Origin of the sequence: Zooshikella sp. RANM57, assembly GCF_050749885.1 — a bacterium.
Classification (GTDB): domain Bacteria; phylum Pseudomonadota; class Gammaproteobacteria; order Pseudomonadales; family Zooshikellaceae; genus Zooshikella.
Map to the genome: position 1 here is coordinate 14880 of NZ_JBOIUB010000008.1, position 22910 is coordinate 37789.

Consider the following 22910-nt stretch of genomic DNA (forward strand, 5'->3'; position numbering starts at 1 on the left):
ATTTAAGTGATAGCACGTTGGCTTAATAATAAAATGATCACCCACGCAACAAGCAATGGAACGGCTATCACGAGAATAACATCACTCACTACTTTAAACAGCCAACGCATAAAACCGTGATATTTAATATAACGTCGTCGATAAGAATACATAACTTTTACCAATTCAATATCATATATATATTCTGCAATATATAAGCCAGATCAATATATAATCAGCAATTCTATCAATCAAAAACACTCAAACACTCTTTTTTGTAAGACAATTGCATCTTTCTTTAAGTAAATAAATCATGTAGCTTGACAAAAAAACAGTCAATCCACATAAATATAAATATCGGGAACAAGGCGATGAGGCATACACATGAGTCAGAGTATTCGTAAAGTCACTATGGGACTGTCAGAGTTTGATATACGTAATGTAGAAGAAATTCAACGCTTCACACATGCACGCACTAAAGCAAGTGCGGTATCATACTCATTAGCGCTATCAGCTCAACTAGCTGACATGATAGAGAAAGGCTCTGAGATTCTTATTAAAGATGCTCATGGAGAAACACACAAACTGGTTTTATCTAATGTAAGCTAACAGGATGGATGAGAACAAGGATTTTGAAGACTGGGGAGAAACGGAGTCAGGAGATGAAAGGAACCTACCACTCAGGCCACTGCCAGAACCACTTGAAAACGATAGGCATGTATACAGAACAGCAGTATATGCACTCACTGGTGGAATTTTAATCAGTTTACTTGGAGGAATCTGGCTAGCCTCAAATGATAAAGATATTCCACAAATGCTTGTTGCCGTCGCTTCAGCGTGTGCAGGTGCATTAGGTGCTTTAATAGCCCCCAACCGAGGATAATAACAAACATCACTTATCGCTGTTTAAAACATTGATGTAAAAAAAGCTAACACTACATTTTCTGTGGGGATACATATTGTGAAGCGACCTGATATCGGCAGTTTGCCATAGCAGGTTTAGCTTCCTTAGCAGCTTGACGATTAATTTCCGTTTGTAAAGTAAGCCAGCTCCCATCTAAGAATGTACTATTGTCCATACGGATATAATTCACTTGGTTTGCTTCAACACTCACAGTCATTGACAACTCATCCTGCATATCTGGACTATCCATAAACCAATGAGGCCAACGATGACTGACCGTATGCTGCCCAGGTTTCGTAGTGAACACCGTGTAATGCCCTGCAGCAAGCTCTGCTACTGGCTTATCGTCCCACATAAATATGGCTGAACGTTCTGGCATGGCATCCGTCATTGGACGATATAATACCACCATCGCAGGCTCATCATGACGATGGGCAGAATCATGAAAAACAGTTGTACATCCAGATAAGAATAAGACACTACAAAGCAAACCTTTAATCACGCACTTCATCATATATTCCGCTTGAATCAGCCAGATTGGATTTAATGAATCAAAGCCACAAGCGGATATATGACACAACTCACAGAAATATTCAACATATTTCACATTATTAATGTGTGATGACTTACAACTACAATCGTTCTAATTATCTTATTGCATACATAGCAACATATTTCATTAATTAACAATTTCTACCTGCCACAAAAATGACACTTTTTATCTTCATTTTTGCATTTTTTTAACGTAAATTTTCACTTTTACCAAATACAATTATCAAGTATTAAGTGCTCTATTAATATATCTACTACATGTACATTTAGGGCCTGTTAACACATGTTTTAATGGAATAATTATCTTATGCCAACAACCTTTCAACAGTGGTTAAAACAGTCACAGCTTTTAAGGATCTTTATCCTTAGTATTTTAGTACTGCTTTTACAGATTCCGTTATTTCAAATCAGTGATTTAGTTTATGAACGCGAAACTAGAAAAGCACAAACAGCAGCAGAAATTGCAAGCAAATGGGGCAATAGCCAGATTTTATTTGGTCCAAGCATTTATGTTCCTTATACCACACACCATGTTAATAATGAGAATGGCAAGGTAATTAGTGAACATCATTGGTACGTTATATTGCCCCAATCTATGTCTACAATAGCTAATTTATCGATAGAAAAGCGATATAGAAGTTTATATGAAATTCCTGTTTATCAAGCCGATGTTTCTATCAAGGGGCACTTTCAACTTCCTGAAACGACACCTGATGGCTTACAGTGGGATAAAGCAATTGTTGCTATTAAACTCAATGACAGTAAAGCACTTATTTCAGGTAAACTACAGTGGAATAACCACCCAATAGATTTACAACCTGGTAGTCCACATCTTCCTGGGGATATTCAGTACTTACACAGCTCGCTGCAACTTGATAACGCGGCTACAAACTATACGTATAATATTCAACTCAAATTCAACGGAACCAATGAGCTTTATATTGCGCCTGTAGGGAATGAATCAACCATATCGATAGGTGGTAACTGGGCTGATCCAAGTTTTCAAGGAAACTGGCTACCCCGACAACGCAATATCATTGATACTGAATTCCAGTCACAATGGCAGGTACCGTTCTTAAGTAGAAACATTCCTCAATATTGGAATGATGCCAATGATTTCACTGAAGCACTTTCCAATAGTATTGTGGGTGTAAAACTAACAACCCCAACAGACGTGTATCGTCAAATTCATCGAGCCATCAAATATGACTTACTTTTCATTGCACTCACCTTCATCGTTATTTGGTTATGGGAAGCAATGGGTCGATTAACCGTCCATTATATTCAGTACTTACTCATTGGTGCTGGTTTGTGTATGTTTTATCTGTTAACACTCGCCCTTGCCGAACATATTGGCTTTATCGCTGCTTACATACTCGCCAGTAGTAGTGTTATATTGATGATTACCAGCTATGCCTGGTCTGTATTAAAAACCCCATTCCGAGCGCTCTTATTGGGTGTTATTCTTGTTTGCCTCTACGGCTTCTTATATACACTGCTTCAAGAACGTGATTATTCTCTATTACTCGGATCAGTCGGCTTATTTCTCGCATTATCAACAGTCATGTACTGTACTAGAAAAATAGACTGGAATAACAAAGGCAACCAATTACTTAACAGTAAAATACAGAAATAGCGCTTAAACCAAATAACGGCAAACATCTAAATTTTTCTTTACATGTTTGCCATTTCCTTTTTATTTCACTGAATTTACATTGATATCACTTAGAGGTACTTCTCAACATAAAATAGCAGTCCAACACTGAGTAAGTGATACTTTTATGGTCCAGTATCATGTTATTAACAGCTTTTAACCTATTATTAATAATTCCCTTCTTCAGTTTTTATTGCAGCCTGCCCTCATGAGTTCACCACCATTGCCGTTCAAATTTCCCATTCCAACATGAAGGTTTTCTCATAATTACATAAAAATAACTTGCGATTGCATATCTACCACAGTTGCCGCTTTGGTATTGATCATTCTATTCGCATAATAGCGTTCCTGTCGGTTTTTTACAGTAAGGGAGTAGCATGGGTCTTGGAAACTCAAGTTTGTTTATGTTTTCAGTCGAAGGCTGTAATGATGAGTTTCGCGTCGTTGAGTTTAAAGGAAGAGAGCAAATTTCATCTCCGTTTTATTTTACGGTGGCGGTAGCCTGTCCGAATTTTGAACTATCGATGAGTTCCCTGGTAAACAAGCCTGCCTGCCTCACCTTTAGCGCAGAAGAAGCTCCTCGGTATGTACACGGTTTAATTGTCAATATTGAACTTATTAATACTGGACGTCGCTTTGCCAGCTATAGCATAACGCTGGCGCCTAAACTCTGGTGGCTGGAACAACGTTCTCAAATGAAGATATTTCAACAACAGGATGCTTCACAGATCATAAAAACGTTGTTAACCGATGCAGGGTTACAAGAAGGCAATGATTTTAAAATAGAAATTTCTGGCTCGCTACCACAGCGTACGTACACAACACAGTACCTTGAAACTGATCTTGAGTTTTTCAACCGAATTTTGGCTGAAGACGGACTTCATTATCACTTTACATTCGAGCAAGACCGACATCTATTAATCATCAGTGATACACAGTATATTTTTAAACGCCTCCCTATTACACCTGAAATACCTTATATTCGGCATACAGGATTAATTAAACGCGATTACACAATTTATGATTTCAGCCTTAGCAGCAAAGTTCAACCCAATAAAATTACTGTTCGTGATTATAATTTTACGAAACCGAGCCTTAAACTTGAAATCAGTGAACAAACAAATGAAGGTGATTTCGAGGTTTATCACCATGGTGGTTTATTCCAAAAACCCGATTTAGGACAAAAACAAGCACAAACGCAACTTAAAGCTTTTCAAGCACTAAAGGAAACTGGGGAAGGACAAAGCAACTGTGTTTATTTAACTGCAGGTAAGCTTTTTAAACTCACTGAGCACAATAACCCCGTATTCAATCAAGAATACTTAATCTATGCCGTCAACCATTCTGGTGCTCAACCCCAATCGTTAGAAGAAGGCGCAAATGGTGGCCCAAGTGGTTACTCATCAAACTTTATATGTATTCCTAACAATGTTGAGTTCAAAGCACGTACCCCCAAGCCAACCATCAACAAGCGTAATCGTTTTCATGGCATACAAACCGCCACTGTAACGGGACCCGCAGGCGAAGAAATTTACACTGACCAATATAGCCGTATTAAAGTACAGTTTAATTGGGATAAAGATGGTAAATCTAACGAGAAATCCTCCTGTTGGATACGCGTAGCACAACCATGGACTGGCACCTCTTGGGGAGCCATTCAGATTCCACGAATTGGTCAGGAAATTCTAATAAGCTTCGTCAATGGAGACCCAGACCGTCCTTTAATTAAAGGTGTACTGTACAACGGTCGTAACAAACCACCCTATAAACTACCTGATCAAAAAACTAAAACCGTAGTGAAAACATGCAGTACGCCAGGTGGTCAGGGCTTTAATGAGTTACGTTTTGAAGATAAAAAATCAAAAGAACAAATTTTTATTCATGGTGAACGCGACCAGGATATAAAAATTGAAAACGATAAAGATCTCAGAGTGTTGCGAGATAGACACCTGGTTGTGGATAAACAAAACCATATTCATATAAAACAACTTCTCAGCGAGAGTATAAATGGAACCTGGAAAGAAGACTTGTGGAATGATCAATACATTACCGTAAAACAGAATTATACAGAAAAATCAGCAAATAATTATAACCGAGAAGCCGGAAAAGAAATTCATATAAAATCAGCAGGTAAAATTGTATTTGATGCTGGTATGCGAATATCAGTATCTGGTTCAACTAGCTACTTCACACTCGATCCCTCTGGCGTGAAAATTAACGGACCAACAGTGCGTATGAATACAGGAGGTAGTGCCACTAAAACAACAAGTTCTAAAGAAAAAGCGCCAGAACAAGCTGATGAAGCAAATGACAAAGTTGTTATTGCTCCTGCTGGTCAAGGTAAAAAGAAAGGGAAAAATAAACCAAATCAACAGCCTAAAGGTTCAGGAAAAAGTCCAAATACACAAACAGATCAAAATAATACTGACTCTACTACATCGAATACATCAAAGACCACAAGTACATCTTCTCAAACACCTGCTTCAGTAAACACACAACCAGGTGAATTGTCTGATACTGATCATGCAAGTAATAATGAAAAAAATTGGTTTATAGTTCCAAAAGGACAACTTACTTTCGATGCTGAGGGTACTGAAGGTGGAAGATATCATAGTCGAATACCACACTGGCCTGGTTATAACTCTGGTGTAACAATAGGTAGAGGTTTCGATCTTGCCCAAAATAGCAATACATATAATACACTTATTCATGTTGGAGTTAGTCCTGAAGTAGCAGCCTCTCTCTCTCAAGCAGAAGGGTCACGCCGTAAAAGAGCACAATCTAAGGCTTCAGAATTGAAAAATAGAGGTATCGAAATTACACCAGAACAACAATACAAATTGTTCACACAAGTTTCTTATCCAAATGAAGAAAAAGAGGTGATTAGAATAATTAATAAACCTGATTTTCGAAGAGCTTACTCACCTTTGAAAAACCTTCAATGGAATACAATAAAAAAAGTAGTTCAAGAAATTTTAGTCGATTTAAAGTATAGAGGTGACTTTTCACCTTCAACACGACAGCTTTTGCTAAAATCAGCATTATCTTCAGAAACCATCAATGACATCAGCGTTTGGCAAGAAGTAATTTCTGATGAAAGATGGAAAACAGTCTTCAATGTTCCTTCCGCTAGGTTTAATGCAAGAGTTAATCATTTGAGGAATTATTAATGAGAGCTATTTTATTACTTATAATTGCACCATTTTTCTCCTATGCAAGTTCATTTAATATAGAAACTATACCTAATAAGTACTTCCAACTTGATTCAGAAGGAATGGGGATCATAGAACAAAAGCAACTAGCAAATAAACTAGAAACAGACTCATGGAAACTCGTTAAATTTAGTGATCGCTTATACAAAATAAATAACAAGTACTCTGGTGACTCTTATAACATTCTGAGCAAACATGGAGTTATTTGTATTAACTCGATAACAGGCGCTAATAGTCGACTTTACTGCATCAATGAATCGACAAACAAACCTATTAGCAAACCTAGTATTCATATTAATGATTTTATAAAGCCAGGTTTAGAATATACAAAGTTTTATCAACATCCGATTGGGTATTCAATAAACGACGAAGAAAAAATAATAGCATTTTTTCTTCGCAATGGATATGAAAAAATACTTTCTGGTAGAGTTCAAACAAAAAATATTGAAGTTAAAATAACTCCTCAACAAACGTTGTCCAAATCAGTTGTTGATATACCACATGAATCCTGGGAGACGTTCGATACTTCTTGTTTAAAAATAACAAATTTCAAACCAAATGACACGTTGAGTTTAAAAATAGTTAAATCCATAGCAAACAACATTATTTTTTGTCAGGATGATTCGACTATTAGTGACATTACCAAACTAGAACAAAACCAAATAAAAACTGACAAATTATCAACTTTAAAAATAAACAACGACACAATAAAATATGCCACATATAAACTTAAAAACAATAATTTAGTAATAACTGAAGATTTATTCAGTTTAAACGCATTTATAATAGACAAAAAAATGCCTATATTACTCAGAATAAATCTTGAAGCGATAGGTCTGTCTGGAAATAGCGAATACGAAATTGATAGTAATGGAAATATAATAAATCTCAACAACCACGACAAATACAAGTGGAGCAACGATATGTTTATTAAGCTATAAATAAAATTTAGATATTTATCTTACACGATGAAAATATTTATATTATTAATCTTTGTTTCGATTAGCATAGTTAGTCATGCTGCATGTACTAACTATGCACATGACCTTCCAATACAACTATATAGAAACAACCAAACTTCATTAGTAACACTTCTACCTTGCAATGCAAAAATAATAAATATTCATAAAAATGTTTCATTAGGAGAAGCCAAAGGGACATTAGTCTTCTTTGAATTTAATGAGAAAAACTATGCATGGTTTGAATTCAAAGCGAGTAAAGATGGGAAGTACTATGTTTCAAATTTAGATGATACTTTTTTTAATAAATTCACTTTCACAAACACAGAAGTTGACCATATTGATAATATATTATTAATTCGATTAACGTTACACTTACCAAGCAATAATACATACCCTAAAAAACGAGTTATTGCATTAAGAGGATCACCCTTATCTACAAGATGTTATTGGCATGAGGTTAATAAAAAATTAAGAAATATCGAAGACTTTCAAGAAGCAAAGAAAATAGTTAAACGTTATATGGTTAATTTACCTAGTTTTAAATATAACTCTCTTTACGAAATGATTCTAGATTTACCAGAGAACTATCTAGAAGCAGTTAGATTTGATAAACATCAGTTATGGGAATTAATCTCCCCACATAGCGAATATACTAACATCTTCGACCCTAAAAATGGTTATCTAGAAATTAACGGTGGTTGGGATGCAACTTTGTGTTATATTAAATTTGTAAAATTCAATCGTAGTAATTCATCTCCAATTCTTGCGATTGAACAAGAATTTACAATGGGTATTACTGATGTTATGTTCCTGACAAGAATTAATGGCAAATGGAAAGATATAAGTCAAGATTTAATTAATGGTTTTGATAAAAACAAATATTATTACGAATTACCTAGATATGGAACAACACTTAACGTTTATGCTTATAAAGTTAATGAATATGATGAATACGATATAGAAGTTGATAAAACTACAATTATCAAAAAACTATATTGGAATAAACATCATTTTATCGAATAAATTTAAAACAGATGATAACAATTCATAGAATCAACCCCTGATTAAATTTTAAACACAGCAAGACTTAAGTGGATTTCAAAATATGCGTTTTCAATATAAACTAGTTATTATTTTTTGGGTTACTTTATCCACATATGCTTTTGGTTACAATCCTGATGTTGCTATGTATAACAATTATGAAGGTCTTATTGATAATAAATATAAAATCACTTTATCTATATTACCTATGAAGAATGGAACCCTTACAGGAGATTATGTTTATGATAAAATCGGCAAAAAAATAAAGCTAAGTGGTAACTGGAATGATCAGCATATCCAAATAAATGAACTCAATAAAAACTCCATCAGTGCAACGTTTATTTCTTCAGATTTTAACGACAATTCTGGAGTAATAGTTGGTTATTGGCATAATTTGAAAAGTAACAGCAAGTTAGCGTTCAAGTTACGTCATATTAGTTCAACAAGCGCCATTAACAAAAAAAGATATTCGTCCACTTTATCTGACGAACAAATTGAGTCGTTTGCCAATGACATCAAGAGCGCAGTTATTCATCGAGACTATAACTGGCTTTCCAATAATTTAAGATATCCAATTCAAATAAAGAGTTTGGATATACACATTAAAAACAAGGTTGAGTTTATCAACAATGCTAAACTAATCATAACAAACGAGTTGATTTCCAATTTAAAATCAGCAAGAACTTTTTTCTTATTTTGTAATAGTGATGGAATATCGCTAAGTAACGGAGAAATATGGTTTAGCGAAATAGAAGGAAACGAACAAAAACTAAAAATACTTAAAATAGGTTCAGCTACTCCTGTATGGTAATCCATTTAATATATCGATATGGATACTAATTTTTAATTACTAATTTACCTCTGACAATATAACCTAAATTTATGTTTAAGTATAAAATCCTAGCGTTGCTATTTATGGCTGTCAGTACTCAAGGCTTAACAAATGATTTATCCATAACACAATGTAACGCGTTAGCAAGTGAAAATAAATTTCTAAATGATACTTATAAAACTTCTAAAGCATTGAATACCCGAGGTTTGAGGGAGTATAAAAAAGGTCATTTAAAAAAAGCTAGAAATTATTTCTACTGCGCGCAACTACTTTCACCCAACTATGCTCTTGCTCATTACAACTACGCAGCCACTCTTGCCTTACTCGACCAAAAGACTGTTTCTGACCCTTGTTATAATCCTACTTTAGAAGACATGGAAAAGCACCTAGTTCGATCAATTCAACTTGATTCTGGTCGAAGGCAACGTCTGAAAAATGATAGTGATTTTGATAACATAAGGGATGGCTATTTTTATAAATATGTTACTTTTGATATTAAGCAAGAAAAAATATCTGATTTATTTTACAAAGTTGGCACATGGCATGCACAAACTATAGGTGTTCTTCCTGTGGCAAAACTTATTTTTGAAAATGAAAGCAATGTATTATTAAAGACTTATAAATTTAAAGCTTCACGTCAAACTTCTGGTTGGTCAATAGGAATACCAGCTATATACTCTATTGATGGTAATACATTAAGCATAGAATTTAAAAATAATAAGCTGGACTCACTGAATGGAGAAATTAGATTCATCATCAAAAAAAATGTTTTACTTGATATAGAAATCTCTACTGATAAATTTGGTATTTTTAAAGGATATCAAGATGATTGTAACGCATAGGTATATCATTTAGTAAACAATTGATATGCATATTTAACAGCTCTGGCAATCATCGTGGTAATCACGCCAAGATATTGGAAATGCAGGAACAATCAGCTTTTACTCAATCAGCATCTATTTATAGGCTAATGCGACTCTTTGTTTGATAAATTTCCCTAATAAATATTTCAACCTGATTCAAAAAATAGGTGTCACTTGTGAATATCCAAGATTTATTTAATATGTTTTATTCTGTAATAATTACTCTTGCTGTTCATATGATAATTAAACTTCATAGCTATCTATTCACAAAACACTCATATGAGTGGCTTATCGAATATTATGAAATTGATGAAGATGCACTAAGTGAGAAGTCAGTAAAAGCATTACACTTAATAAAATCTCAAGGGAAAGTTACAAGGTTTCAATTTGAAAAATCAGTTGGTGTTTAAACTATGCTTCAAGGTAATCATCTACTACTTTTATGCCAGCCTTAGCTAATAAGGCTAGCTCTACTAAAACTGGTTTATTATTATGTGCTACCGTTTCAAACCTGCTTGACTAACAATATTTAATTTTCCATCTATAAAGTGAGCTGTTAAGCAATAAAAAGCTGGAGATCCCCAGGCATAGCTCACAAAGTTTGCACTTCTAGCAATTTCAAAACCATCTAATCCACCAACGGTAGCCACAACTTCATCATATGTCATACCCTGTTTAATTTTCAAATATTGGTCATAGGTAATGGGTGGGCAATTTATTTCACGAGCAAAAGGAGGTTTCCCATCGATAGTTTCAGCTTGTAATACTGTTGAAAAAACTAACAATAGTAAAAGAAAAAATTTCTTCATTGTAAAATCCAGACTTGAGCAACAGATAGTATTTTATACTACAAATCAATACTTATTTCTTCAGATAATCTCGTAATGTAAAAAGTTTTTAAATAATTTTCATCCCATATTGCTATTCTGCAAAGTCTGCCAAATCACTTTCGAACACGCTGTGAATCCTTCCCTGGATGCTCAACTACCGCTTCCCTGCGGTAGATGGTTCTTCAGCGATTTACCATCCTTTGCCGTTTGTAACAAATATCGTTAATACTACAAATCAGTAAAAACTGCGTTGAACCATTACCTTTCAGCAGCGAAGTGAGTGATTGTTTGTGAAACACGTGCCAGGAGCACGGTAAGTAGTAGAGGCCAAGGATAGCCTTCTGCTACGGGTGAACAAATGACGGCTGACTTCGTATGGCACTGAATCTATAATTTCTTTCTATCATATACCCAGGCATCAATCTTCCTTAACTCCTCATGGGTATAGTGATCAGGAGGATAAAACTCTTTTATGTTTGGCCATATGGTAGGGTCTTCAGGTACATCAGCATTTTCTGCATCTTCTAAATTGATTATGCGTATATTTTTTAGGTGGTACAAAGGTGAAATATCCTTAAGGGCAATACTTTCACTCAAATCCACTTCTTCCAACTGCTTTAGGTGCTTAATAGCAGAAATATCTATTAATAGCTTACAATCTCTAAGTTGAAGCTTTTTTAAGTTCGGGAAGTGCTCAATACCATCCAATGAAGATATCCGAGTATTAGAAAGTGATAACTCTTCAACTGTAGGGTAAATGTTTGGTGGGTCGATAACCTTGATAGGGTTGATCTCTAGGTCTACTTTTTTAAGCTGAGTGTTCTTTGGAAAAGCAATGTTTTCCATTCGACAGCGAGTGGCAGAAAGCTCTTGTAATGAATCAGGAATATTTAATCCTATCTCTTTACATTTAGATGATCCACCAACACTTAAAATTTTCAGTTTTTTACTTTTTCTAAGATCTAAAGTATGTGTCATATTTGTACTACCCATGCCTAAATGCATGAGATTCTCAGGTAGTTTCGCAGGCAGGCTTTTAAGGTTAGCTCCTGGTCTAAGTTCTTCAATAGAGTCAGGCAATAAACCTTCAGGTATCCTTTCTACTCCATCTGGGCCAATCTTAAGTACCTTTAGCTTTTTCATATTTTTTACCGCATCAATATTTTTTATTTTATTACCAGTAAAACGCAGAAACTCAATTTCATGGTGTCCTTTTAATACATCTAAACTTTCAATATGGCCATCGTCAAAGGCAACATACTTTAAATTAGGAATATCATTAAAAAATCTTGTATCTTCAATTTTTATGAATGCTGACATATCTAATGAAATTAAGCTATTCGGTAACTTTAAATTTGAAATACTTCCGCTTCTGGTTCGTGATTTAATTTCTAGTCTTCTTAGATGCTTTAAGCTTTTTAAGTTTAGATTGTCAATTACTTTATTTATGTAGATTGAAAGAAACACTACATTCTCATCATTTAATACAGCACAATTAGTACACTTTACACGAACTACATCATCGAGAAGGGTCACTAGTTTTTTTTCTCTAATTTTATATTCATCCAAAGTATAAAACTCAAATAAGTTATATTCATAGGGCTTTCTCTTATCAAGCTCAAATACATACCCTAGTTTCTCTAGCTGCTCAGAAATAATTTCCTTATCTGTTTGAACAGCGCCTATGCTATTGGCTGATGCCATAAAGCTCGTTAGCAATGTAAAAATAGTCAGTACTGTTTTCATTGTCCTAATCTCGCTCCAATGCTTGTTCTTGCTGAAGAACGTTGGAAGACAGACCAGTAATTTCTGCAAAGTATGTGCTCATTTTGATTTGACATTCAGATGTCCAGTGTATTTCTTTACCTAGCCAAGGAACGGTATTCTCGCCAAACTCAGCAGGGGTAAATGAGCCGTACTCCAACTGCCTACGTGCATCAAAATAACGTCGGCCTGAGGTCATACGGCGATCTTTATTATCAGGATCATTATCCAGCTCAACAATGCACTTGTAGTACTGAATGAGGTCTCCTACGGTAAATGCATCCACAGCTGTACACGGCATACCATGAGGGCCAACGCCTAAAAACTTCATTACTTTTGGCATTTCTACAAACTGGTTAATTAACCCGTTAGTAAATTTGGCATTGTGCAAAGGCACCACTGCTCGCCAGTTCAACCCCGGCCATTCCAAACCATCCAGCGCTACGCTTGACCAACCTGTAATCAATACCTCTGCGTTATGTTGTAATTGCCTGAACTCTAACTGACCACCGTAGGCTCCGTGCTCAAAATACTGTTGGTGCTGTGTCTTTTTTAAAGTATGCTTATCTATTACGTAATCCTTTTTAATATTTTAACGAAATCGTTATGCCTTAAAAAATAGCTTCAATAACAGTGCTATATAGTTGCACTTCTGCAAAGTCTGTCAAACCACTTCCGAACACGCTGTGAATCCTTCCCTGGATGCTCAACTACCGCTTCCCTGCGGTAGATGGTTCTTCAGCGATTTACCATCCTTTGCCGTTTGTAACAAATATCGTTAATACTACAAACCAGTAATAACTGCGTTGAACCATTACCTTTCAGCCAAACATTGAAGGTTGCAGCGAAGTGAGTGATTGTTTGTGAAACACGTGCCAGGAGCACGGTAAGTAGTAGAGGCCAAGGATGGCCTTCTGCTACGGGTGAACAAATGATTGCTGACTTCGTATGACACTGAATCTATAATTTCTTTCTATCATATACCCAGGCATCAATCTTCCTTAACTCCTCATGGGTATAGTGATCAGGCGGATAAAACTCTTTTATGTTTGGCCATACGGTGGGGTCTTCAGGTAGATCAGCATTTTCTGCATCTTCTAAATTGATTATGCGTATATTTTTTAGGTGGTACAAAGGTGAGATATCCTTAAGGGCAATATTTTCACTCAAATCCACTTCTTCCAACTGCTTTAGGTGCTTAATAGCAGAAATATCTATTAATAGCTTACAATCTCTAAGTTGAAGCTTTTTTAAGTTTGGGAAGTGCTCAATACCATCTAATGAGGTTATTCTTGTGTTGGAAAGCGACAGTTCTTCAATCGTAGGATGGGTCTGTGGTGGATCGATAACTTTTATAGGGTTGTTTTCCAAATCAACTTTTTTAAGCTGAGTGTTCTTTGGAAAAGCAATTTTTTCCATTCTACAACGGGTAGCAGAAATATCTTGTAATGAATCTGGAATATTTAACCCTATCTCTTTACATTTAGATGATCCGCCTGTACTTAATACTTTCAGTTTATTATTCTGTTTTAAGTTTAATGTGTGATTTAGATGACGCACACCTAAACTAAGATGAACCAGATTATTTGGTAATTTTTCAGGTAATGATGTTACTTCACTTCCAAGCAAGAGATACTCAATAGAGTCAGGTAATACATCACCTGGCACACTCTTAACCTTATTACGCATAAGGTCAAGGTATTTGAGTTTTGGCATGTTTTTTACTGAACGAACATCTTTGATTCTGTTTCCACTTAATTTTAAATATTCTAATTTATCAAGATGTTCTATAGCTTCCAAGTTCATTAAACTTCGGTCATGATAACTTAGGTATTTTAAATCATCTACATCACTTAAAAATCTTAAATCGCTAACTTCCTTACCAAAAGTAAATATACTTAAATAAATAATACTTGATGGTAATCGCAAATTAGAAATACTACCATGTCTTGATCGAGATGTTAATTCAAGCATTTTAAGCCGTTTAACTTCAGTGAGATTTAAGCTATTAATAGCATCATTTAAATAAATAGAAATCATAACAATATTATTCTTATTAAAGACTGCACAATTTTCACAGCTTACTTCCGGTCTAACCATGTTATTATTTTGCTTAAACCTATCCCGATACTCTCTTTCTGAGTAAAAATAAAATTCATTATAATCATCATTGTTATTTTTTTTATCAATCATATACCCTAGCTTTTTTAGTTGTTCTGACAATACTTTTTTTTCTAACTCAACATTTCCTGCACTATTAGCCGATGTCAAAAAGCTCGTTAACAAAGTAAAAATAGCCAATGCCTTTTTCATAGTCTTAATCTCGTTCTAGCGCACGCTCTTGTTTTTGTACTTTGGAGGACAGATCAATAATTTCCGCAAAGTATTCGCTCATTTTTATTTGACACTCAGGTATCCAGTGTATTTCTTTACCTAACCAAGGAACGGTATTCTCGCCAAACTCAGCTGGAGTAAATGAGCCGTGCTCCAATTGCCTGCGTGCATCAAAATAACGTCGGCCTGAGGTCATACGGCGATCTTTATTATCAGGATCATTATCCAGCTCAACAATGCACTTGTAGTACTGAATGAGGTCTTCCACGGTAAATGCATCCACAGCTGTACGCGACATACCATGAGGGCCATCGCCCAAAAACTTCATTACTTTTGGCATTTCTACAAACTGGTTAATTAACCCGTTAGTAAATTTGGCATTGTGCAAAGGCACCACTGCTCGCCAGTTCAACCCAATCCATTCCAAACCATCCAGCGCTACGCTTGACCAACCTGTAATCAATACCTCTGCGTTATGTTGTAACTGCCTGAACTCTAACTGACCACCGTAGGCTCCATGACTAAAATACTTTTTATGTTTCGTGTTTTTAAAGTGTTCCCACTCACTCCGCAGTCATTTAAACAGTTCAGGCTGATGTGCTCGGATCACGTCTTTAATTAAAGAAAAGACTGCCCATAATGAGCCTAGCACTAGTAAAAACCAGCCTATAGGGTTCGTGGCACTACCGAATATAAACCCTACCGCCCGACTGACTAAACCGGCAATGCCTGCAACTCCTTGGGTGCCTGGAGCGGTAATTAACCAACCCGTTAATAACGATAAATTACCTACCGTATCGACCAAGTCACCTACCCATTGACTTATGGGTTGATCATCAACAGCGCCCTCAACCATGCTAGATGCTGCTGTTACGGTAGAAACCACTAAAAAATATACGGCAATTCGATTTAATGTTGCGTTAACCAAGGCCCGTTCAGAGACTAGTCCCAACTGTACACCTGCGCTATACAGCTTTAAACTGCTATCCGTTAATGTCACCACATCATTAATTACTTGAAAGATAAACGGTATAAGCTCTTGTTCCTGTTGATTTCCCACATCATCCGTAAATACAGCACAGATATTTTGTAGGGCAAGGGTAAAGTTAAATATGGCAATGGTTGTGCGATACACCTTTACATAGGTCTTTTGCCGGGCAGCCCCCCATATCTGGTCATTAATATCCTTATCATTGTGTAGTGCTGCAGCAATATCTTTATCTGTTACAACCTTATGCCCCATATTAAAAAAAGCTGCGCCCGCTTTTTTAATCAGGAATTTCTTACTATTGTCATTTTCATATCCTTGCACACCAAAAAAACGAAATAATCCCACAAATAAGCGTAAATGATGAATATTTCTCCCTGCCCCTTGAATATTGACTTTTCTGGCAACATACGCGGAGTACACATTAAGGAAGACCATAGCAACATTAGGTGGACCAGGGATATTATGAAATAATGTGTTTGCTGTATCTTTGTAACTATCCTTGTACCATTGAAAAACCGTATCAACTGCAAAGGTTATTCTTTGTTGTTCATTTCTTTTTAAATATAACTCTTTCCCCTTTTTTAAGAACGCTCCTAATTCATCAGGCCAAATATCATACTGTTTGTCTTTTATTGAAATTACTGGATGAATTTTGGATGCATCTCCATTATTTAACTCACTACTAACCATGTTCTCCCACTCATCCAGCACTTCCCCAATACTGTCATGGTTAATAAGATACGTCAGGAAGCTATCACACTCGGTTGTTTCGATATCACCCTGTACACAGGAATCAGCCAAAATCGCATAACCTTTCGCGATGGTGTAGTAAATATGATGCCAAAAGGGTTCACTCAGTGTATAAGGTCCATGCAGGGGGCCATGTTCTTGGCAGTAATCCTGATAAAACTTTATTTCCTGAGCAAACGCTGGGTCTCGTAATTCTTTTAACAACGCTTTTGCGGCTGCATTCATTTTATCCTGAAAATACTGCAAACACGGTAAATCATCTCTTGGATTACCCTGATGATCTAAGACAGGTAATGCCCTTCCTGTTTCATAACTAAAATAAATTTGGTTTTTTACAATTTCAGCCATTTTTTTCAAACTGAAATGCAACGTGTACAAGCTGCCTAGATATTTTGGGTTATCATGTGGTTTTTTAGGAAACAGCACCTGATACTCAGCCAAACTCGACATCATATTTAAGCGCGTTGCTGATTCTATAAATGGCTTACTGTGCAAACGAAATAACTCGGCAGCATCAAAGTAATCAGCAATCTTTTGACAAATACGACGATCCCACTCAGGCAAGGTGGTATGTAATGAAATATCCGCAATTGGGCTTAGGGTATCGGCATGCACTAAATGGTCAAGAGGCTTGCCTTTCCAGGCCACTGTGTGTGGGTCACTCCCTTCTAACTGGGGCGCCTGTAATGTCGTTAAACGAGTTAAATCTCCTGTAACTAATGGTCCACGATCAATCGGATACAGCAACATGCCATAGGTTTTTTCAAGTAAAAAGTGACGTACAATAATATCGTCATTTATAGCGCGATCAGTACCACCAGCCGCTTGATTGGCTTTTTGATATTCTGCCATCATGGCGTCAATTGATGTCTCAGTAAAACCCTGTTCCATCAGGTTGGCGATGATTTGCTCTTCTGTTGATTGAATACCACATGATTGCAAATCAACATCAGAGACACAGTGTGTGGCAAGCCATTCGGAATTCTCAAACTGTTTACTAACATCTTCCAAAGAAGACATTTGCGGTTTGGCTTTAACCGTAAACTGGGGTTCGACTGACAAACTTTGCCGTTGTGCATTGATCAAACAGAAGCGCTTTTGATTATCCAACAATAGACTACTACTGATGTAACCCTCACCATCAATAATTCCAATACCAATAGGCAACATGACCTGCTGTTCTGCAAATGTATTGTCTGGATCAGGCGTTAACGCTTCTGGGTTATCATCGTCATATTGCCAGTAAATAACATAACCATGCTGGACCAGTTTATTATTATCACGATAACGTAGCCGAACACGAACCCCAGGCTCTTCGATATACACAACATCCGCTTTATTTAAGCGTTTAGGTCCATTTTTGACGTCATTTTGGCGAGCCGCAGACCAACTAATCAACGCATGCTGTTCATTAAATTCTGCAGGAATTTCACAATGAGGGTAAAGGTCGGGGGCTTTATGACAATCATTGGAGACTAACGTAAATATCCGTTCAATCTCCTGATAGGTTTCTGCTTCTTCCGTCTTGAGTCTTTCCAGATCATTATTAAAGCGCTCGATATGGCTTAAAAACACCGAAGCAACCATTGCAAAACCACGCTTATCACCTATATTCTCGGTGTTTTGTTCCTTTTGTTTCGATTCGCTGAATTGTTTGGCAGCCCACTGTATCGTACTGATTTTATCCTGATAACATTTCCACAAACGGTTATAGGCTTTCAGGGCACGATGTACCTTCTCTTCCTGACCAGGTACATGAATTTTATTTAAGCCTGCCGCACTGATAATACCTTTATTAGCAAAGTAATCCTGAATATTTTGCCAAGCTTGCCTGACTTCCTCATCATCCAGCTTCACTTTTTGGTCCAACTGATCAGCCCGTTCAGCAAAGACATTGGCATGTGCATCCAGCCGACCTTTAGCACGACGCATGGCGAGATGAGCCTGATATTTTTCCTGCTCAGTTGAATTGGGATCCTTATAAACCAGTTCATGTTGACGATACTCATGAGCAAGATCAATGATCATGCGCTCATAGTCATTCAAATGAACAGGTTTAGTGTATTGCTGAGGTGATGACATAACATACTTACCGTATCGACTGCTAGGCTGATTGAACTAACTCAGACTGCCAATTTTGAGCAGCCATCAGCTTTTGATCCCGCTTAAAGGCTTTGACAGCACTTATTTGCTGATCTGACTGTTGATAGTCAGATTTGTGAACAGGGTAACCACGGTTTTTTAACATAGCCATGTGTCCTTGCGGGGTATCATGCGGAGGCATAAAGCCAAACTTAACCACTTGGGTTAGCTGGTAACGGGGTAATGACGTATAAGGAGAAAAATAGAGTACCCCAAAGGTAGCTTGTACGGGTATTTGCTGCTCAGCAATGCCTTCATCATCAGTTTGCCCTTGCAAGATAATGGGGCGTTCAAGCTGGTTATTTTCCAGTGTCAGCTCATGCTCACCCTCTGCTAATTTCCCTGGCTTTATTTCTAAGGTATATGGCATGTTCGGTAAGACTTCCCCGTTTTGCCGCTTTAACTGAACAGACATGAATACATTGGCCCGTTTCACCACAAATGTATTCCGTTGCTCCATGACAGCCTGTTGCTTTTTATCTTGCACAGGAATAAACAGCTCATCCCCAGTCAATAATCGATTAGGGTCAGGTCGATTAGCACGCAAAGTTGCATTTTTTTCATGCTGATAAATCGGTTGCCAATGTCCCAACTTGTAGCACTTGGCTAACATAATTAAGCATTCGCCGGGTTTAACGGTATGTTTAGTTAGCGTGATCTTTGTCATAAGATTGCTTAATTTGAAATATACCTTTTACTATGCATATAAGCGTTAAGCTGGTGTTGTGTTTTTGTCAGGAGACGCGGCAGCTTGTGGTAACCACTCTTCTTCAAGCTGAGGGAAGTCAACAGATACAACATCCAGCGCTGGAATACCTTCAAGCTTGGCATACCCTTGACTATTTAATTGCCCAGAAAGCTTACGACCATCTTTTAACAACACGTCATACGTTTCGTTTGGCACTGGTGTGCCTTCCTCGTCCAGCAGCTCTAACTCAAGCCAAGTGGCGGCTTTTAAATACACGACGGGTATTTTATCGGCCCGTTTTCGGTCTAAATATTTCGCAGGAATAATCCGGGAGTCTATATAAGGAATGATGGCATCCGTGTTTTGATCCAATAATGCGGGTGCAATAGGACCAACGGGCCCTTCTGTTAAATCAAACCCTTTGCTGTTTTCATAAACCGTGACACTATCAATCGATGTCGCCTGTTTATCCAGCTCTGCTGGACTGCTTTCAAACTTATCAATAGCCTCCCAGCTCAGCTGATTATTTCTAAAAAGAATTTTTATCCCATTATTACCTTGCTGCACTTCACCATTAAGTTTATAAGGTATCCATATAGTGTCGTAAGCTGTACCAAGAGCCTGGCGTTTAGCCGTTTGGTTATCAACCACTTTGCTATTACGAGTTTGACGGTAGTACTGCAGGTGTGTATCGCGGTAAGTTTGGTTTTTACTGACTTCTAACTCCCGCCATAGTTTATTTTTCCAAAACACATAAACCCACCCTCCTTCTTGAAGGATATCCGACTCTGGACGGATTTTTTTCTCAGTAATGTAGCCCAAAGGTTTAACGGGAATAATAATTGTGTCCCAAGGTGTTTTTTCAGTCTCTTTGGGTACTGGGTGAAGTTGCTGAATAAGTGGTAGATAAAGAGGCGGTTCACCACGACTATGCATTGCAATGCGAATACCCAGCTCTCGGGGAACATTCTGGATATGTTGAAATTCAACCAGACTGCGGTACCGTTCACCATCTTTAAAATGTGTAGCAGCCGCTTTTAACTCAAGTCCTTGCTCACTGTCTTTATCAACCCCTAAATACAACCGTTGCGTACTATTATGCTGAACACCTGCTACTTCAACCACAACCTTATAATTCAAGTCAGGAGTGGTATCTGGAGGAAGAACTGGGGGCACCACACGATCAAGAATGGGTGGCACTTTCTCACGAATAACATATGGCAGCAGGGGATTACCCATATCCACTTGCTCCATACTCCGCACATCATCCCATACTGAGGTACCTAATTCAGGGTCACCATAAACCGACATCGTTTGATCAGGTTCCCAGTAGCGGTCTTGTGTAATGTCGTAGGAAGGATCTTCCTTCATTCGCTCGCTGAAAGGCCGTACATCAATTGGCTTAAAACGCATTACCCATAATCCTGCAACTGTATTCCTTCTTGTTACCCAATGATATTGCTAAGCATTGCTTAACACTGCTTCGTATTACTTAGTCAGGTAACCATTCATTTTACATGGGTATTTTAAATGTATTTGTAAATAGTCTTATATAAGTGCTTCACAAAATTAAGCCAGATAAACAGGTATCTACATTTATACCAAAAATGTTGCCGAATTTACGTATACATTATAATGTTTTTCTCATAATTACATAAAAGCAACTTGCTTTTGCACAAATACTACAGTTCCCTCTTTAGTATCACTAAAGCTATTCGAATAATACTAATCTGGTTGTTTTAATACTGAATATTTTTTATTTAGTGCACCTCTAAAAGTTTTTTATACACTGCATTCCTCTGTGCAGTGTTTTCTTGCTCTCACAAAAAATGACTATTTTTAGAGGTGCTCTTTTATTTATTCTCAATTAAACTTTTAGGGCCTGTTAATACTATTACTCCTACGTTTACCGGCCATAAACACACCAAACCACCCTAATAAAATAAGTAAAAATGAACTTGGAGTAGGCACGGTTGGATCTAAGCAATCACTACACTCTGCAGTTGTTACATTAAACCAGTCCTGATTAGGTGCGTTCCCATACTTTTGAGTGAGTGCCGTATTCCAATCATCTGAAGGATCTGGCATTTTCCATGTAAAACTTGTTTTTGTGACAGTAAAGTCTATTAATTCATCAACACCTATCATGCCTATATCATCATAAACAATCTCATATCCCCATAACCATCCAAGCAATGGCGCAACTTGGTATGTGTCATCCTTTGCAGTCGTTGCATTATCCCCCAAATTTTCACTAATCAAGCATATTAACCACGTTTCAAACTCTAACTCTAGTTTTTTATCCGCTTCAGTCTTTGCATCAAGCATGAAGGTAGAGGGTTTGTCATAAAAAGTGGGATATGCCGATTCATAAAATGGACGGTAATCAAAGGGATCATCTTGATAACCGCCTGGTGGAGCATCAACAAGGGGAACAGGAAGGTCTGCTCCATCATGGTACTTTTTTGGGGTTGGGTCATCATACACATTAAGTGATTGAATATAATTGTATTCTCTATTTTTTTTCGTTGCTACAAACTGACCATCAATTTCAACACCACTTAACCACATCGTTTTATAAGGATCATATTTATCTATTTCCATTGTTCCACATTTTACGCCATCACAAAATACATCTTTCGATTCGATGGGAACGGCATTAACAATTAAAGGAAAGCTTACAAATGCAATAACAGCTGAGATATTCAATAATATTTTTTTCATAACTAAAACCCAATTTCATGATTTTTATCATAACCCTTATATGCAATGATTTAGCTTCCTGTTTAAATTTAACGACTATCATACTCACCAAATTGTGAGCTGCATAATTATTTACTAAAACATAACCCATCTTACTAAAACATAACCCATCGAAATTAACAGCTTATTTTCTTACACAACCACCGAAATAGAGCATGCAATCAATACTTTAAAAAATACACAGGAAAGTAATCATATTTCAAAATATAGGAAGGCATACTTTATGCCAGAGAGATAAACAACCAAATTGATAGCTATCTATAATAAATTAATAACTATGTTGACAAGATAATTGACAGAATACCCTTTACGTTATTTGGTTTAATCACACCTCATTTTAACCGTTACCAAGCGCTGTTTTTTAAGCATTAATACTTACAAAAAATACGCCATAACAAAACCAACATATTTTTATATTTTTCCACATATTTTATAGTAGTATTTTTTTCACTATAGTTATCAGTATAAAAGCTCATACCGGATAAACTATCGATCGTACATGTGGTTGGTAGGGGTCAAGGATGAAGTCAAAGTACAAATGGTTACACCTTTTATTAATAATACGCAATGGTGTCATCTATGGTTTAAAATTTAGAAGTAACGCGGTTTCAATGAAAAATATAATTTTATGGAATGACTAATCATTTAA

Annotated in this window: 20 protein-coding genes; 9 read left to right on the forward strand and 11 right to left on the reverse strand. The window is 36.6% G+C overall.

The features are described from left to right. Nucleotides 1-2: 2 nt before the first annotated feature. Nucleotides 3-152, reverse strand: coding sequence for a hypothetical protein (locus ACQ96U_RS16705; RefSeq protein WP_431722398.1), 150 nt, complete (start codon nucleotides 150-152; stop codon nucleotides 3-5). 211 nt (nucleotides 153-363) lie between these two features. On the opposite strand from ACQ96U_RS16705, the gene ACQ96U_RS16710 reads away from it, so the two are divergent. Both ACQ96U_RS16710 and ACQ96U_RS16715 read left to right on the forward strand, forming a co-directional pair. Beyond that, nucleotides 364-588 carry a hypothetical protein gene (locus ACQ96U_RS16710; protein WP_431722399.1) on the forward strand — a complete coding sequence of 75 codons (225 nt, stop codon included), beginning with the start codon at nucleotides 364-366 and terminating at the stop codon, nucleotides 586-588. Nucleotides 589-592: 4 nt separating this feature from the next. After that, nucleotides 593-862, forward strand: coding sequence for a hypothetical protein (locus ACQ96U_RS16715; RefSeq protein ID WP_431722400.1), 270 nt, complete (start codon nucleotides 593-595; stop codon nucleotides 860-862). A 52-nt stretch (nucleotides 863-914) separates the two neighbouring features. Here ACQ96U_RS16715 and ACQ96U_RS16720 read toward each other — a convergent pair whose 3' ends face one another. Further along, nucleotides 915-1397, reverse strand: a complete 483-nt coding sequence (locus tag ACQ96U_RS16720) for a DUF2846 domain-containing protein (protein ID WP_431722401.1) — start codon at nucleotides 1395-1397, stop codon at nucleotides 915-917. A gap of 345 nt (nucleotides 1398-1742) precedes the next feature. On the opposite strand from ACQ96U_RS16720, the gene creD reads away from it, so the two are divergent. The 7 genes from creD to ACQ96U_RS16755 all read left to right on the forward strand — a co-directional run bounded on the left by creD (nucleotide 1743) and on the right by ACQ96U_RS16755 (nucleotide 10409). Next, the gene (gene creD, locus ACQ96U_RS16725; RefSeq protein WP_431722402.1) at nucleotides 1743-3071 is read left to right on the forward strand and encodes a cell envelope integrity protein CreD; all 1329 of its coding nucleotides are present in this window, start codon (nucleotides 1743-1745) and stop codon (nucleotides 3069-3071) included. Between the two features lie 395 nt (nucleotides 3072-3466). Next, nucleotides 3467-6259, forward strand: a complete 2793-nt coding sequence (tssI, locus tag ACQ96U_RS16730; RefSeq protein WP_431722403.1) for a type VI secretion system tip protein TssI/VgrG — start codon at nucleotides 3467-3469, stop codon at nucleotides 6257-6259. Continuing rightward, nucleotides 6259-7242, forward strand: coding sequence for a hypothetical protein (locus ACQ96U_RS16735; protein ID WP_431722404.1), 984 nt, complete (start codon nucleotides 6259-6261; stop codon nucleotides 7240-7242). Before tssI ends, ACQ96U_RS16735 begins: the two co-directional genes overlap by 1 nt. Nucleotides 7243-7269: 27 nt before the next feature. After that, nucleotides 7270-8286: a hypothetical protein gene (locus ACQ96U_RS16740; protein ID WP_431722405.1), complete on the forward strand. Its 1017-nt coding sequence runs from the start codon at nucleotides 7270-7272 to the stop codon at nucleotides 8284-8286. An 82-nt stretch (nucleotides 8287-8368) separates the two neighbouring features. After that, on the forward strand, nucleotides 8369-9115 hold the full coding sequence (locus tag ACQ96U_RS16745; protein ID WP_431722406.1) for a hypothetical protein: 747 nt from the start codon (nucleotides 8369-8371) through the stop codon (nucleotides 9113-9115). Nucleotides 9116-9219: 104 nt separating this feature from the next. Beyond that, on the forward strand, nucleotides 9220-9978 hold the full coding sequence (locus tag ACQ96U_RS16750; protein WP_431722407.1) for a tetratricopeptide repeat protein: 759 nt from the start codon (nucleotides 9220-9222) through the stop codon (nucleotides 9976-9978). A 197-nt stretch (nucleotides 9979-10175) separates the two neighbouring features. Then, a complete protein-coding gene (locus ACQ96U_RS16755; protein WP_431722408.1) occupies nucleotides 10176-10409 on the forward strand; it encodes a hypothetical protein in 234 nt (77 codons plus the stop codon). Between the two features lie 87 nt (nucleotides 10410-10496). Here the strand turns inward: ACQ96U_RS16755 and ACQ96U_RS16760 are convergent, their stop codons facing one another. The 9 genes from ACQ96U_RS16760 to ACQ96U_RS16800 all read right to left on the reverse strand — a co-directional run bounded on the left by ACQ96U_RS16760 (nucleotide 10497) and on the right by ACQ96U_RS16800 (nucleotide 22222). Further along, nucleotides 10497-10808 carry a hypothetical protein gene (locus ACQ96U_RS16760; RefSeq protein WP_431722409.1) on the reverse strand — a complete coding sequence of 104 codons (312 nt, stop codon included), beginning with the start codon at nucleotides 10806-10808 and terminating at the stop codon, nucleotides 10497-10499. Nucleotides 10809-11216: 408 nt separating this feature from the next. Next, nucleotides 11217-12575, reverse strand: coding sequence for a leucine-rich repeat domain-containing protein (locus tag ACQ96U_RS16765; RefSeq protein WP_431722410.1), 1359 nt, complete (start codon nucleotides 12573-12575; stop codon nucleotides 11217-11219). 4 nt (nucleotides 12576-12579) lie between these two features. Further along, nucleotides 12580-13059, reverse strand: coding sequence for a hypothetical protein (locus ACQ96U_RS16770; protein WP_431722411.1), 480 nt, complete (start codon nucleotides 13057-13059; stop codon nucleotides 12580-12582). 494 nt (nucleotides 13060-13553) lie between these two features. After that, nucleotides 13554-14906, reverse strand: a complete 1353-nt coding sequence (locus ACQ96U_RS16775) for a leucine-rich repeat domain-containing protein (RefSeq protein WP_431722412.1) — start codon at nucleotides 14904-14906, stop codon at nucleotides 13554-13556. A 4-nt stretch (nucleotides 14907-14910) separates the two neighbouring features. Beyond that, nucleotides 14911-15390: a hypothetical protein gene (locus ACQ96U_RS16780; RefSeq protein ID WP_431722413.1), complete on the reverse strand. Its 480-nt coding sequence runs from the start codon at nucleotides 15388-15390 to the stop codon at nucleotides 14911-14913. Nucleotides 15391-15501: 111 nt separating this feature from the next. Further along, the gene (locus ACQ96U_RS16785) at nucleotides 15502-18750 is read right to left on the reverse strand and encodes a hypothetical protein (RefSeq protein WP_431722414.1); all 3249 of its coding nucleotides are present in this window, start codon (nucleotides 18748-18750) and stop codon (nucleotides 15502-15504) included. 22 nt (nucleotides 18751-18772) lie between these two features. Continuing rightward, nucleotides 18773-19477 carry a hypothetical protein gene (locus tag ACQ96U_RS16790; RefSeq protein ID WP_431722415.1) on the reverse strand — a complete coding sequence of 235 codons (705 nt, stop codon included), beginning with the start codon at nucleotides 19475-19477 and terminating at the stop codon, nucleotides 18773-18775. A 45-nt stretch (nucleotides 19478-19522) separates the two neighbouring features. After that, on the reverse strand, nucleotides 19523-20911 hold the full coding sequence (locus ACQ96U_RS16795) for a hypothetical protein (RefSeq protein ID WP_431722416.1): 1389 nt from the start codon (nucleotides 20909-20911) through the stop codon (nucleotides 19523-19525). Between the two features lie 462 nt (nucleotides 20912-21373). Beyond that, on the reverse strand, nucleotides 21374-22222 hold the full coding sequence (locus tag ACQ96U_RS16800; RefSeq protein WP_431722417.1) for a hypothetical protein: 849 nt from the start codon (nucleotides 22220-22222) through the stop codon (nucleotides 21374-21376). Nucleotides 22223-22910 lie beyond the last annotated feature (688 nt).